The 14,378-nt window shown below is 65.6% G+C and carries 15 protein-coding genes; 3 read left to right on the top strand and 12 right to left on the bottom strand.

What is annotated here, in order from left to right:
• Positions 1 to 22: 22 nt before the first annotated feature.
• Together yihA and I2E26_RS02650 are read left to right on the top strand one after the other, a co-directional pair.
• Complete coding sequence (gene yihA, locus I2E26_RS02655; RefSeq protein WP_195419516.1) at positions 23 to 643, top strand: ribosome biogenesis GTP-binding protein YihA/YsxC; 621 nt, start codon at positions 23 to 25, stop codon at positions 641 to 643.
• Positions 644 to 948: 305 nt separating this feature from the next.
• Positions 949 to 1,275, top strand: coding sequence for a YbjQ family protein (locus I2E26_RS02650; protein WP_147587518.1), 327 nt, complete (start codon positions 949 to 951; stop codon positions 1,273 to 1,275).
• 195 nt (positions 1,276 to 1,470) lie between these two features.
• Here the strand turns inward: I2E26_RS02650 and I2E26_RS02645 are convergent, their stop codons facing one another.
• Entirely contained in the window at positions 1,471 to 2,361 is an 891-nt protein-coding gene (locus I2E26_RS02645; protein ID WP_195419515.1) for a formate/nitrite transporter family protein, read from the bottom strand.
• Positions 2,362 to 2,484: 123 nt separating this feature from the next.
• Positions 2,485 to 4,698 (bottom strand): NAD-dependent DNA ligase LigA, encoded by a 2,214-nt coding sequence (gene ligA / locus I2E26_RS02640; RefSeq protein ID WP_195419525.1) that lies wholly within the window; start codon positions 4,696 to 4,698, stop codon positions 2,485 to 2,487.
• Positions 4,699 to 5,155: 457 nt separating this feature from the next.
• Between ligA and I2E26_RS02635 the strand changes: the two genes are divergently transcribed.
• Positions 5,156 to 5,917 carry an SDR family NAD(P)-dependent oxidoreductase gene (locus I2E26_RS02635; protein WP_195419514.1) on the top strand — a complete coding sequence of 254 codons (762 nt, stop codon included), beginning with the start codon at positions 5,156 to 5,158 and terminating at the stop codon, positions 5,915 to 5,917.
• Positions 5,918 to 6,010: 93 nt separating this feature from the next.
• Here the strand turns inward: I2E26_RS02635 and I2E26_RS02630 are convergent, their stop codons facing one another.
• From I2E26_RS02630 to I2E26_RS02585, 10 genes are all read right to left on the bottom strand, one after another.
• Complete coding sequence (locus tag I2E26_RS02630; RefSeq protein ID WP_195419513.1) at positions 6,011 to 6,448, bottom strand: hypothetical protein; 438 nt, start codon at positions 6,446 to 6,448, stop codon at positions 6,011 to 6,013.
• A gap of 85 nt (positions 6,449 to 6,533) precedes the next feature.
• Entirely contained in the window at positions 6,534 to 6,722 is a 189-nt protein-coding gene (locus I2E26_RS02625; protein ID WP_195419512.1) for a hypothetical protein, read from the bottom strand.
• A gap of 14 nt (positions 6,723 to 6,736) precedes the next feature.
• Positions 6,737 to 7,333 (bottom strand): Rnf-Nqr domain containing protein, encoded by a 597-nt coding sequence (locus I2E26_RS02620; protein WP_195419511.1) that lies wholly within the window; start codon positions 7,331 to 7,333, stop codon positions 6,737 to 6,739.
• Complete coding sequence (locus I2E26_RS02615) at positions 7,333 to 7,980, bottom strand: Rnf-Nqr domain containing protein (RefSeq protein ID WP_195419510.1); 648 nt, start codon at positions 7,978 to 7,980, stop codon at positions 7,333 to 7,335. Before I2E26_RS02615 ends, I2E26_RS02620 begins: the two co-directional genes overlap by 1 nt.
• 1 nt (position 7,981) lies before the next feature.
• Positions 7,982 to 8,566 carry an FMN-binding protein gene (locus tag I2E26_RS02610; protein WP_195419509.1) on the bottom strand — a complete coding sequence of 195 codons (585 nt, stop codon included), beginning with the start codon at positions 8,564 to 8,566 and terminating at the stop codon, positions 7,982 to 7,984.
• Entirely contained in the window at positions 8,553 to 9,476 is a 924-nt protein-coding gene (locus I2E26_RS02605) for an RnfABCDGE type electron transport complex subunit D (protein ID WP_195419508.1), read from the bottom strand. The genes I2E26_RS02610 and I2E26_RS02605 overlap by 14 nt, the downstream gene beginning before the upstream one ends.
• A 3-nt stretch (positions 9,477 to 9,479) precedes the next feature.
• Positions 9,480 to 10,817 (bottom strand): electron transport complex subunit RsxC, encoded by a 1,338-nt coding sequence (gene rsxC / locus I2E26_RS02600; protein ID WP_195419507.1) that lies wholly within the window; start codon positions 10,815 to 10,817, stop codon positions 9,480 to 9,482.
• 275 nt (positions 10,818 to 11,092) lie between these two features.
• Positions 11,093 to 12,469, bottom strand: coding sequence for a S1C family serine protease (locus I2E26_RS02595; RefSeq protein WP_195419506.1), 1,377 nt, complete (start codon positions 12,467 to 12,469; stop codon positions 11,093 to 11,095).
• A gap of 181 nt (positions 12,470 to 12,650) precedes the next feature.
• Entirely contained in the window at positions 12,651 to 13,313 is a 663-nt protein-coding gene (locus I2E26_RS02590) for a winged helix-turn-helix domain-containing protein (protein ID WP_147587507.1), read from the bottom strand.
• Between the two features lie 92 nt (positions 13,314 to 13,405).
• The coding region (locus tag I2E26_RS02585) for a glutamine synthetase family protein (protein ID WP_195419505.1) at positions 13,406 to 14,378 on the bottom strand (973 nt) is incomplete at its 5' end.

Genomic DNA, 14,378 nt, shown 5'->3' with positions numbered 1-14,378 from the left:
TACCCATTCCCTAGGAGGCCCCATGAGCCAGATCAACTACAACCTCGCCAAGTTCATCGCCAGCTACGGCGCCACGAGCCAGATCCCGCCGTCGACCTGCCCCGAGGTGAGCTTCGTGGGGCGCTCCAACGTGGGCAAGTCATCCATCATGAACAAGCTGTTCAACCGCAAGGGCCTCGTCAAGGTCTCGAGCACCCCGGGCAAGACCGCCAACATCAACTTCTTCGAGGCCGACGGAATCCACTTCGTGGACCTTCCGGGCTACGGTTTCGCGCAGCGCTCCAAGGCCGAACGCCAGCGCTGGGCCCAGCTCATCGGCGACTACCTCGAGAGCGAGCGCAGCTTCAACCTGGTCGTCTCGCTTGTCGATATCCGCCACGACCCTTCCAAGCTCGACTTCGACATGATCGAGTACCTGCGTGAGAACGAGTTCAACTTCGTGGTCTGCCTCACGAAGGCGGACAAGCTGGGGAAGGGCCAGCAGGCCAAGCAGCTCGCCAACATCCGCAAGCAGCTCCAGCTCGACCCCGAGGACATCATCGTGACCAGCTCCCAGACGGGCGCCGGCATCGACGCGCTCAAGCGCCGCATCGAGGAGGACTGCCTCGGCGACGAGGACGGCTACGAGGGCGAGGAGGAGTAGCGCCGCACGCGGGCGGCATCAAAAACGTCATAGGCGTTCACTCGACCTCCACGCGGCAACCCCTCGAAAAAGGGACAGGCACTAATCTGAGACCCTAGCCTGAAGCCTGTTCCCGCGGCACCGCCTCGCCGCACGCTTCCATACAATACGATGACAACCGATCGTCACGCTACGGCCGCCCGAAAGCCTCGCTCTCGGGCGGCCGCCTCGTTACCGTACCCTCGTCCCCGCGTCCTCGCTGTGCATGCCCGACCGTCAACCAGGGTATAACTCCCCGTAAGGCCAGGCGATCGAAAGGAAGGGCCATGCTTGCCATCACCACCACCAACAGCCTCGACGGCTACAGGATCAAGGAGTATCTGGGCGTTGTTTCCGGCGAGGTCGTCAGCGGCATCGACATGTTCCGCGACATCGGCGCGGGTTTCCGCAATATCTTCGGCGGGCGCTCCGCGGGCTACGAAGAGGAGATGGCTCAGGCGCGCGACCACGCCCTGCAGGAGTTGTCCGATCGCGCCGAGGCCATGGGGGCAAATGCCGTCGTTGGCGCATCCCTTGGCTACGAGACCTTCGAGGGCATGATCATGACCTGCGCCACCGGCACCGCCGTCCGCGTGCAGCGCACCTCGGATTAGGGACAGGCACCAATCTGAGGTTCGGGCGCCCGGCGGAGGCTCAATCCGAGGTTGCCGCGTTGCGCCCGGCGCTTGACGCGCATGAAAAAGACCCGGCCCTGGGAGCTGCTTCGCCCGCCAAGGCCGGGTCCTCATGTCTCTCTCAGCCCGTTTCCCGCCGCGCCACCCTGCGGACGCGCGGGCTCCACCGCGCCCCTACTCCGCGAGCTTGCCCGCCTCGACCTCGTGCTTGTGTGCCTCGCGTCCGTAGGCGATCCAGTAGCCCACGCCCACGATGAGGATGCCGCCGGCGATGTTGCCGAGCGTGGCGGCCGACAGGTTATAAGCGAGCGATCCCGCTGTGAGCGACTCGGCTCCCGCCACCGCCGCACCGAAGCCGGCGGCTTTGGCGGCAAGCCCCATGGGCAGGAAGAACATGTTGGCCACGCAGTGCTCGAAGCCCATCACCACGAACGCCGCCACCGGCAGGATGATGCCGAGCACCTTGTCCGCCGTGGTGCGCGCGCCGAAGCCGATCCACACCGCCAGGCAGACGAGCAGGTTGCACAGCACGCCCTTGAAGAACAGCGTATGCCACGCCGGCGTAACCTTGCCCACGGCGAGCGCCACCATGGCGTCTCCCACGGAACCGCCGCCCATGCTCTGCAGATCGGCCAAAAAGATCAGCGCGGCGATCGCCAGGGCGCCCACGAAGTTGCCCAACCACACGACGCTCCAGTTGCGCGCCAGACCACCCCACGAGATCTTGCCCGACACCTTGCCCAGCACCATGAGCGCGTTGCCGGTAAACAGTTCGGCGCCGCACAGCAGCACCAACTCGAGGCCCAGGCAGAAGCACAGGCCGCCGAGGGCGCGCTGCGCCGCGAACCCCATCTCGGTATCGCCCATGACCACGGTGAAGAACGCCGCGCCCAGCGCCACGAACGCGCCGGCGAACATAGCGAGGACGAACAGCTTCACAAACGGCATGTTCGCCTTGCTGATGGCCACGGTCTCGGCCTTGGACTCGATCTGCTCCGGGGTGAGCGCATCGGGCACCAGGTGATGGGCGGGCAGGTCGTGCATGGGCTTGGGCTCTACGGCCATGGATACCTCCTGTGGGATTCGATAGTGCTCAAGCGAGTATACCGAAAACCACCTGCCGCCGTGGGGATAGATGCACGGTGCGCGATAACGGTCGGCCGCGTGCCGGGCAGCACGCGGCTATCCCTACGCCTGCGGCACGGCACCGGTCGCCAGGATCTCCTCCATCTGCTCCTCGTTCAAAACAGGCACGCCCAGGCCCTCGGCCTTGGTGAGCTTGGAGCCCGCCTTGGGCCCGGCAACCAGGTAGCTCGTCTTCTTGGATACCGAGCCGGTCACCTTCGCGCCCAGAGCCTTGAGTGCGGCGCCGGCTTCGTCTCGCGTGCGGTTGACCAGCGTGCCGGTGAGCACGAACGTGAGCCCGGCGAGCGGCTGCGTCTCGGCGAGCCGGGCATCGACGCCCGTTGCCTCGGCCGCCCGCGACGCCGCGGCGCCCAGGTCCTCCTCGAGCGCGAACCCGGCGTCGCGCAGACGCTGGAGAACTTCAAGGTTCTCGGGAACGCAGAGGAACTGCTTCACGCTCGCGGCGATCTTGGGCCCGATGCCCTCGCAGCCGGCGATATCCTCCTCGCTTGCCTGCACGAGCGCGTCGATACTCAAGAACCGCTGCGCCAGCGCCTCGCCCACCGTCTTGCCAACGTGGCGGATACCCAGGGCGAACAGCACGCGCCCCAACGGCTGCCGCTTCGACTGATTGAGCTGGTCGACCGCTTTCGCGGCGATGGTGGGCCCCACGGGGATAGCGTCTCCCGCGCGCACGCCCTTCTTCGCGTTGGAGGTGGCATACACACGGCCCGTGTCGAGCGCAGCGATGGTGTCCGCATCCAGCTGGTAGAAATCCGCGACGTCGTGCACCAGCCCCGCTTCGACGAGCTTGTCCACGAGCTCCTCGCCCACGCCGTCCACGTCCATGCAGCCGCGACTCACCCAGTGGATCAGGCGCTCCTTGAGCTGCGCCGGGCAGTCCAGCGACACGCAGCGATACGCTACCTCGCCGTCCTCGTGAACCACGGGGCTCCCGCACGCGGGACACTCGGTGGGCATATCCCATTCGACCGCGTCGGGCCAGCGCTTGTCCAGGACGGGCCCCACGACCTCGGGGATCACGTCGCCCGCCTTGTGCACGACGATGGTGTCGCCCACGCGCACGTCCTTGCGGCGGATCTCGTCGATGTTGTGTAGCGTGGCGCGGGCGATGGTGGAGCCGGCCACGGTCACCGGGTCGAACTCCGCCACCGGGGTAAGCACGCCGGTGCGGCCCACCTGGATGCGGATATCGCGCAGCACGGTGGTCTTCTCCTCGGGCGGGAACTTGAACGCGATGGCCCAGCGCGGGGCGCGCGCGGTGAAGCCGAGGTCGGCCTGCTGGTCGAACCCGTCCACCTTCACGACGACGCCGTCGATGTCGTAATCGAGGTCGCCGCGGTGCGCCAGCGCGTCGGCGCAGAAGGCATGGACCTCGGCCGGCGAGGTGCAACGGGCCACGTTCGGGTTGACGGAGAAGCCCGCCTCGCGCAGCCAGTCGAGGAACGCGTGCTGGGAGTCCACGTGCAGGGGCGCCGTGTCTGCGATCGAGTAGATGAAGGTGGCCAGGCTGCGCGTCGCGGTTACCTTGGGATCCTTCTGGCGCAGGCTGCCCGCAGCGGCGTTTCGGGGGTTGGCGAAGGGCTCGCGGCCCTCGGCGTCGGCCTCGGCGTTGAGGCGCGCGAAGCTGCCCTTGGGCATGTAGACCTCGCCGCGCACCTCGATGGGGGTCCCGCGGTCCGCACCCATGTGTGCGAGCGCCGCCTCAGAAAGGTGCATGGGCACGTCCTTGATGGTGCGCACGTTCAACGAGACGTCCTCGCCCGTGGTGCCATCGCCGCGCGTCGCCGCGCGCACGAACGCACCGTCCTGGTACGTGATCGCAACACCCAAGCCGTCGATCTTGAGCTCGCAGGTATAGGCGACATGCCCCTCGCCCAGCGCGGCTTCGGTTCGCGCAAGCCACTCGTCGAGCTCCTCGAGGTTCATGGCGTCATCCATGGAGTACATGCGCGCCATGTGCGTGACGGGCGTGAATTGCTCCACGTCCACGAATCCGCCCACGCGCTGCGTGTAGGAGCCCGACGTCACGAGATCGGGATAGGCGGCCTCGATCTGTTGGAGCTCCACCAGCAACGCGTCGAAGGCGGCGTCCGTGATCTCCGGCGCGTCCAGCGCGTAGTAGCGGTACGCGTGGTAATCGAGCAGGTGGCGCAGCTCGGCCGCGCGCGCCGCAGCCCGAGAGCGGGCATCCTGCGAGGTCTCGGCAGGCGATGCCGGAGCGCTATCCGTCCTCGCGTCTCCATTCGCCGCCATATCGCCAAACAAGCTCTGCTGCTCCGTCACATGGGCCTCCCTAGTGGTCGAATCTCAACCACTACAGGGTACCATCGCACGCGGAGCGCGAGGCATGCGCGAGCCCATATTGCAATCCTGCCGGCTTTTCCCATCGTTTTACGATTGCGCCAAGTATCCCTGTGACGATCGATTACAAACCCGCAGTTATAAAAATGCATGGAAGCGAGTATACATTTGCATCTCCAGAACCGATGGGAAAAGTCGGCAGAACTGCACATCAGCGGCTCCTTCGATAGCTCCGATCAGCCACGCAGCATGCCGATAGCGGAATGACGGCGCGCCGTCTGGCAGCCCGAACGGCGAAGTCGCGTTTATCCACCCGTTTAGTGGATAGACTTCTGGCAAATACGTGCGCGCAGGAGCTGCATCCGCACGCCCCGCAACCGCACAGGCTTCAAAAGAGAGAGGACTCATCATGAAGCAGCTGAACGAGAAGGTCGCCGTCGTAACCGGCGCCGGCCAGGGCATCGGCAAGGGCATCGCGCTGTGCCTCGCCAAGCGCGGCGTCAAGGTCATCACCACCGGCCGTCGCCTGGAGCCCATCGAGGCCACCATCGCCGAGATCCGCGAGCTCGGCGGCGAGGGCTTCGCCATGACCTGCGACTCCGCCGACCGCGAGCGCGTCTTCGAGGTCGTCGAGAAGGCCGTCGAGACCTACGGCTCCATCGACGTCATCGTCAACAACGGCCAGGCCATCGTTCCCTCGCAGCCCGTCGAGGACACCGAGTACGACAACATGCTCAAGGCCTGGGAGTCCGGCGTGATCGGCTCCCTCAACTACATGCAGGCCGCCTTCCCCTACATGAAGGAGCAGCACGAGGGCCGCATCATCAACTTCGCCTCCGCCACCGGCATGTTCGGCATCGCCGGCCAGCTCGCCTACGGCTCCAACAAGGAGGCCCTGCGCGGCCTGACCAAGATAGCCGCCAAGGAGTGGGGCCAGTACGGCATCACCGTCAACATCGTGCTGCCCGGCGCCGAGTCCCCGGCCGCCAAGGCGTGGGCCGAGAAGTTCCCGGAGGAGTACGCCAAGCAGGTCAACCTCAACCCGATGAAGCGCTTCGGCGACCCCGAGATGGACATCGCGCCCGTCATCGCCTTCCTCGCCGGTCCGGATTCCTGCTACTTCTCCGGCCAGAGCGTCATCGTGGACGGCGCCAACAGCATCATGCCGTAACGCGCACGCGCGACAGCCATGCATCCGTGCAGCGGGCCCCTCGTCGAGGGGCCCGTTTTCTTGCAAGGCTGGCGCCCTTCCCCCAATTCGATCCTAAGCGTAGACGATCGCGATGAAGACCGCCGCGAGCGCCACGAGGAACAGCGTGTACAGCGCGGGGATGTTGGTGAGAACCGTGCGGTAGAAGACGTTGTTCGGCGGCTCCTGACCCTCTGGATAGCCCTCTACGAACATCATGATGCTCACCACGTCGCCCAGCTCGCGCCCGCGCGTGATAGCGCGCATGCGCTTCGCGACGGGGATTGAGGCCGCTGCCAGGGTGATTCGGATGCCGCTGCACACATAGTGCGCCGTATGGTTCCACTCGCCGCGCATGAACGCGACGTCGACGATATTCACGATGAGATAAAGGATAAAGAGAGCAACAAGCGTGGCAAGGCAGCGTGCGAGCTTTCGGCGAGCCTCGGTTGTCTCCTGCGCGATCGCAGGCACCTCGCCATCCAAGAGTCCATCGACCGTGGTTCCCAGCATCCGGACTCAAGTGCTCGCCTCAAAACAAAAGCGCTCCCCAGGACTAACCTGGAGAGCGCTTTGCTGCAAACGTGGTTGAAAGGCGCTACGCCTCCGCCGCCACTTCCTCGGACGCCGCGTCGGCAGCTTCGGCTTCCTCGGCCTCGGCACGAGCCTCGCGGCGGTCGGCGAAGTTGTTGATGCCGGCGCAGATGCTCAGAGCGATGGCGACGCCGCCGCCGATGACGGCGAGCAGAATGGGCGGAACGCCCACCATGATGATAGGATCGGTCATCAGTCAAATCCCCCTTACACGAACAGTCCGCCAGCGATGCCCGCGACGCCCGTGAAGGCGAGCGCCATCAGCGACGCGGTAATCAGCGTGATGGGCAGGCCGCGCAGCGCATGCGGAACCAGGCGCTCGTCGATGCCGTTGCGAACGAAGGCGAACAGCACCACGGCCAAGAACAGGCCGAAGCCCGCACCCAGCGAGGTACCGAAGGCCGACCAGAACGTAAGCGTCTCGGCCACGGCGCCGTTGGCCAGCGGAACCGCCAACACGGCGGCGTTGCACGCCAAGATGGTGCAGGAACGCAGGATACGCGTGCGCTCTTCGGAGGGCTTGCCGGCACCCATGATGGTGCCGCCCACGAAGATGGCGCCGGTGCTGGCGAGCACGCAACCAAGCGGCGCGAGGTAGGAGACGCTCCAGGGAATCAGAAAGCCCGCATACAGCGGCCAGCCGATAACGCCCGCCACCGCGACGGCGATACCCAGAAGGCCGCCCATGCGGATGGCATCCTGCGGGCGATGGGCCACCAGGATCACAGAGACCATGGCGATAAGCTGCGCGAAGACGATGTTGTTATCGAATGCGGCGGTGAAAAACGAGTTCAGGAACTCCATTAGCGCTCATCCTCCTTAGCGTTCTCGGACGAGGTGCACACGTCGCAGATAGACTGCACGAACGCGGCAACCAAGGCGAGCACGAGCAGCGAGCCCGCAGGCGTACCGAAAATGGACAGCGGGGAGGCCGCGAGCTCGGGCATGGTGAGGCCGAAGACGACGCCGGTGCTGAACATCTCGTTGATGAAGCCCACGAACACCAGCGTTGGCAGCGCGCAGAGCGCGGCGAACGCGGCGGTGCCGACCGAGGACTTCGAGGTGGGGTCGGCGGTGAACCCGTCGCGGGCGACGAACACCACGGCCATGGCGTTCACGCAGGTGAGCGGCAGGTAGATACCGAGCGACTCGTAGGCAGCCGGATCGGCCACGCGCACGCCGAAGCTCACGAGCACCGATACCGTGGCGCCCGCAAGGAGCGTGAGCGGCAGGAAGGAGAACGCGCCGGTGAAGCGGCGGAACAGCGGGGCGACGACGGCCATCGCCAGGATGGCGACGGCGGTAGCCAGGCCGATGGCGATGCCGTTGACCGTGGACGTGGCCGCAAACAGGCCGGGCAGGGCCGCCGCGACGACGACGAACGCGGGTGTGCGCACGAAAGCGGCCACGCGCTCGTCCTGCTCGCGCACGATGTTTTCATTCAGCGCCATATTATTTGCCTCCCATCTGCGCGTACGCTTCGAAGGCGATGTTGAGGTCGGCGATGACGGCGTTGGCCGTGAAGGTGGCACCGGACACGCCGTCCACCTTGGTCTCGCCGGCACCGGCATCCTCGACCGTGAGCGCGCCGGAGGCGGCCAGGTCGGTAAAGGTGCCGAAGTACTCGTCGGTAAGGGCGTTGGTGCCGATGCCGTCGGTCTCGTCCTCGGCTACGACCTGGATGCCCGCGACCTTACCGGCAGACGTGATGCCCACCATGAGCTCCACATCGCCGTGATAGCCCTTGGATTGGACGTCGAAGACGTAATCGCCGGCGTCGGTCTTGTACACCGAGTTGAGCCCCTCGATGGCGGGGGCGGAAACCTTCTCGAACGTGGCATCGGGGAACAGCAGCGCACGCTGGGCGCCGCCCTTCGATTCATCGAGCGCGGCATCGGACGCGGCGAAGGCGTCGGTAAGCACCCAGTGGACGCCGGCGATCACGCCGCCGCACACCAGGGTGCCCGCGAGCACGAGCCCGAGCGTGTAGAACGCGCCGTTGCGGTGGCGCGAGAGCCAGGAGCTAGACGAGGGCATTCTTCACACCTCCAACCGGACGGGGACGGGTATAGCGGTCGATCAGGGGCACGAACATGTTCATGAACAGGATCGAGAACGCCACGCCCTCGGGCGCGGCGGCAAACAGGCGCACCAGCGACGTGATCACGCCGCAGCCGATACCGAAGATGATCTTGCCCTTCGGCGTCATGGGCGTGGTGGTGTAGTCGGTGGCCATGAAGAAGGCGCCCAGCGCCAGGCCGCCGGAGAGCAGCTGGAAGACGACATCCTCGCCCGCAAAGCCCATGATGAGCGCCACGGTGCCGATGAACGGCACGGTCGCCCACGCATCAACGACCTTGATGGCCAGCAGGAAGAGGTATCCGATGAGCAGCGTGATGACGCAGGTCTCGCCCAGGGCGCCCGCGTGGTTGCCCAGCAGCAGGTCCATGATGCTGTAGGGATTGGCCTCCAATGCGAGCGGCGTCGCGCCGGTGATGGCGTCGAGCGGCTTGCCCACTACATCCGGATAGGACGAAAGGGCGCTGGGCAGCGCGACCATCACGAAGATGCGCGCGGCGACGGCCGGGTTGGCGAAGTTGTTGCCGATGCCGCCGAACATCATCTTCACGATGACGATGGCGAACGCGGTGCCCAGGACGGCGACCCACACGGGCGCCGTGGCGGGCAGGGTGAAGGCGAACAGCATGGCCGTGACCACGCAGGACATATCGCCCGCGGTGGACTCGCGATGCATGATGGCGCAGCACAGGTGCTCGCAGACGAGCGCCGTGGCGATGCATACCAGCACCAGCAGCGGAGCGGCCAGACCGTAGAGCCACGTTGCCGCAAGCAGCGTGGGCACGAGCGCCAGGCACACGGCGCCCATGATCTTGAAGGTGGACGCGCTGCCGTGGAAGTGCGGGGAATCCTCGAAGATCAGGTTCATACGTTACGCCTCCTTCGCAGGCTGGGTCAGGCGCGCGACCTCGCCGCGATAGGCGGCCTTGCCCTCGCGGATCGATGCGGTGATGCGCCTATGGGCGGGGCAGGTGAACGCGCAGGAGCCGCACTCCATGCAGTTCATGACCGCGAGCTCGTCGAGCTCGACCGCGTCGTGACGGCGGCTGGCGGCGTCGAGCGCGTACGGCATGAGACCGAGCGGGCACACGCGCACGCAGCGTCCGCAGCGGATGCAAGGCGACTCCTCGGGCAGGACGGCGTCCTTGTCCAGGCACAGGATGGCGTTGTTCGCCTTGAGGATGGGGCAGTCGATATCGGTGACCGTGCGGCCCATCATCGGTCCGCCCATGATGATCTTCTTGGGCTGCTTCTCAAGGCCGCCGGTAGCCTCGATGACGTCGCGGACGCTCATGCCGAGCGGGACGCGGTAGTTGCCGGGGTTCTTCACGCAGTCGCCGGCAAGGGTGATGGTGCGGCGAACCAGCGGCACGCCGTAGCGGAAGTACTCCTCCACGCGCGAGACCGTGGTGACGTTGAGCACCAGGCAGCCGGCATCGATGGGCAGGCCGCCGGCGGGGACGGCGCGGCCGGTCGTAGCCTCGATGAGGACCTTCTCGCCGCCCGCGGGGTACTTGGTGGGAACCATGAGCACTTCGACGATATCGCCGACGCCCTTGTCCGCGATGGCGCGGTTGAGCGCGTCGACGGCCTCGGGCTTGTTATCCTCGACGCCGATGACGGCGGCGGGGATCTCGAGCGCACGCGCCACGCGCACCACGCCGTCGATCACGCGCTCCGCGTGCTCGATCATCTGGCGGTAGTCGCTCGTGATGTAGGGCTCGCACTCCATGGCGTTGATGACCACGAAGTCGAACTTCTTGCCCTCGGGCGCACGCATCTTGAACCACGTGGGGAACGAGGCGCCGCCCAGGCCCACCACGCCGGAATCGCGCACGCAGGCGATGAACTCGTCCTTGCCGCTATAGGTGGGAACCGTGAGCGCGGGGTCGTTTTCCATCTTGCCGTCGGAGGCGATGGTGACCACCGGAGCCGTGGCGCCGGTGGGCAGCTTCTCGGTGGCAACCGAGGTCACCGTACCGGAGATGCTTGCATGAATAGGGGCGCACAGCCCCTCGCCGTCGCCGATCTTGGTGCCCACGTACACGTGCGCGCCCTCCTCGACGCACGGCGTGCACGGCGCGCCGATGTGCATGTTGAGCGGGATGCGAACCTGCTTGGGAGGCTCGATCCACGTGCAGGGACAATCCCGCGTGTCCTTGCACTGGGGCGGATGAACGCCGCCCAGCGTCTTATGAAGAGAGAACATTACTCCCCTTCCTGTCCTCTTCCTCCACCGCCCGCAGGCGCAGGGCGGCTTTAGTCCGACGTTCTATTCTAACGGGAATCGTCCATCGTTTGAACACGTATCATTATTCGTAAGATAGAATAATGGCGAAATACGTGCGGTTTAGTAACGAACGAGGCGGGACCGCGCGTTTCCGAGCGGCCCCGCCTCGTGCGAGCTGACCATAGCAAAAGGGGCCGCGCGCCATCGCACGGCCCCGAAGCGCGCCCTCGCGGGAAGGCACGCGATTCGCTTTACTACCCCAACGGGCTCGCGGAACCGCGGCCCATGAGCTCTTCGAGGTAGCGCAGGAACTCCTCTTCGGTCATGGAGTTGCCCGCCGCGTCACCGGACGAGACATCCTGGTTCTCGGCCTGGAGCGCTTCGTCGGAACCGAGCTCGACCTCGAGCTCCTTGCTGTCCTTGCCGCGCACCACGGTGAGCTTGACCTTGTCGCCCACGTTGTGCTCGCGCAGGGCGATGATCAGGCCGTCGGCCGAAACCACCGGGCTATCGTCGATCTTGGTGATAACGTCGTTCGCCTCGAGGCCGGCCGCGGCGGCGGGGCCCCCATCCACGACGGACACGACGAGCGCGCCCTCGGTGACGCCCAGGCCGTTCCTACGCGCCGTCATGGCGTTGACGGACGTAAGGTTGACGCCCAGATACGGATGAACGGGGGTCTTGCCATCGATGATCTGCTCGGCGATGTTGACGGCATAGTTCACGGGGATGGCGAAGCCCACGCCCGAGCTGGAGCCCGAGTACGACTCGATGATCGAGTTGATGCCGATGAGCTCGCCGCGGTCGTTGACGAGCGCGCCGCCGGAGTTACCGGGGTTGATGGCGGCATCGGTCTGGATCATGTTGGCGTAGATGGACGTACCGCCCGTCGAGGGCAGGGCGGTGGAGCGATACAGGGCGCTCACGATGCCGGTAGAGACCGACTGCTCGTTGCCGAAGGGGCTGCCGATAGCCATGACCCACTCGCCTACCGCAAGCTCGCTCGAATCACCGAGCTCGATGGGCGCGAGCGCCTTCTTGTCGACGTCCTTGAGGCGGATGACGGCAAGGTCGCTCGAGGGATCGGCTCCCACCAACTCGGCTTCGTACGACTCGCCGCCCATGGAGACCGTCAGGGCCGTGGCGCCCTCGATCACGTGGTTGTTGGTGAGGATGTTGCCCTCGGTATCGAGCACCACGCCCGAACCGATGCCACCGCTGTTCTGGGAATCCCCCGTGGCGGTGATCGAGACCACCGAGGGCTGCGCCTTAGCGGCAACGGTCTCGGCAAGGGTGGTGTCCTCGGGGTCGATCTGGATGTTCTGGGTCGTTGAGGACGAAGCCTCGACGTTGTCGTCGGTGATGCGGAACGCGCCCGACATGACCAGCGCGATAACGAGCACGGCGCCCAGGACCAGGCCGCCGAGCGCCGCCAGGAACACCGGCAGCTTCTTGGTGCGGGTCTTCACGACCGTGTGCTTCACGGTCTCGCCGGCGGGGGCGGCGTGCTTCGGCGCGTCATCGCCGGAAGCGGGTGCCGAACCAGCACCCGGCACGGGCGTGGGCTCGACCTCGACGCGCGGCAACGAGCCAAGGCCATCGGGCCGCTGGGGCATTTTCTCATCACTCATGGGGAGTTCCTTTCGCCAGCATCAACTACTAGCAACGTTGTACCCCAAGAGGCGCGCGGCCAGCTCGGTCGCGCGCAATGATTAACTCTTTCACAAGCCCTTTAAGTAATTCGTAAACACCCGGGTCGGAACCGTGGAGCAACCAGCTGGACACACGGCAGGACGGGGTCGGCGGACGACGCTACTCCTTGAACAGATAGCCCACGCCGCGCACCGTGTTGATGTGGCCGGCGATCTGCGGGCCGATCTTGGAACGAATCCGGCGGATATGAACGTCGACGGTTCGGGTGCCGCCGCAGTATTCGAAGCCCCATACGCGGTGCAGCAGCACCTCGCGGCTGTACGCGCGGTTGGGATGCGTTGCCAGAAACGACAGCAGGGAGTATTCCATGAGCGTGAGGTCGACGGGCTCGTCGTCCAGATACACCTGATAGGTAGCCAGGTTGATGGTCATGCCGTCGATATGCAGGATATCGTCGCCGGAGAACGAATCGTCCTCGCCCAGGAGCCGGCGCACGCGCAGCTCGAGCTCGACGGGGCTCGCTCCCGAGCAGATGAAATCGCAGCGACCGTGCGAGGGCATATGCAAGCTCGACAGGGCGTCCTCGTCCACGATCAGCATCATGGGGACGCTTCCGCGGCCCTCGAGCCATGTGGCGATGGACTCCAGGCGATCGGGGCGCACGCCGTCGGTGTCGAGGAGCAGCAGGTCGAAATCGTGCGCGGCGCTCGGCGAATCGGGCGTGGCGGCGAACACGTCGGCACCCATGGTAGCGCTCAGCGTTCGCGCGAATTCGTGGAACCGCGTCGTCCGCGCCATGAACAGGATGTTGTTATCGGACATGGGCACCCCCCAACTTGATGCCGCGGCATCGAGCCCGGAAACTCATTTTGATTACTTTATCGCACGCCGAACGCATGCGCCACGCGTTCAGGCTACGAATTTGCAAGGTAATGCTTCAGTTCCCACTCCGTGATGGTCGACGAGTACTTCTCCCACTCCTGGCGCTTCTTCTTAAGGAAGAAGCTGTGGATGTGCTCGCCGAGCGTCTCGCGCATCAGCTCGGACTCCTCGAAGCAATCGAGCGCCTCGGAGAGGTTGCGCGGCAGCGGCTTGATACCGCGGCGGCGCAGCTCCGCATCGGAAAGCGACTTGAGCGCGCTCGTGCCCTCCTCGGGCAGCTCCAGGCCGCGCTCGATGCCGTCCAAGCCGGCGGCGAGCGTCACGGCGTTCACCAAGTAGGGGTTGGCCATGGGATCGGGGGTGCGCAGCTCGATGCGGCTCGACAGGTGCTTGCCCGGCTTGTAGATGGGGATGCGGATCATCGCGGAGCGGTTGCGCATGCCCCACGTGGCGTATGCCGGCACGGTGGCGCCGCCCGTCACCAAGCGCTTGTACGAGTTGACGGTGGGGTTGGTGATCGCCGATATCTCGGATGCATGGGCCAGGATGCCGGCCATGTAGCTCTTCGCGATGGGCGACAGGTGGTAGACCGGATCGTCCTCGCCGTAGAACACGTTGTTGCCGCTCTTGTCGAACAGCGACTGATGCAGGAACATCGCGCTCGACGCCTCGTTGGCGATGGGCTTGGGCATGAACGACGCGTGCACGCCGGCCTCGTACGCCTCCAGGCGAATGACGTGCTTGGCCGTCATGATGGCGTCGGACATCGAGAGCGCCTCGGCGTGGCGCAGCGAGATACCGTGCTGCGAGCGGCCCGAGGAATGGAAGGTATACTCCACCGGCACGCTCATCTTCTCGAGCATCAGCACGGTGGAGCGGCGCAGGTCTCGCGCCGAATCGGAGGGCGTGAGGTCGAAATAGCGCACGTCGTCGAGCGGCTCGGGCGTGTGCTCGTCGGGGAAGTAGTAGAACTCGAGCTCGGCGCCAACGTTCATGATGAAGCCG

Source organism: Collinsella sp. D33t1_170424_A12 (genome assembly GCF_015554865.1).
Lineage (GTDB): Bacteria > Actinomycetota > Coriobacteriia > Coriobacteriales > Coriobacteriaceae > Collinsella.
Note: the sequence above shows the minus strand (reverse complement) of the source record. Positions and strands in the feature narration are given on the sequence as shown.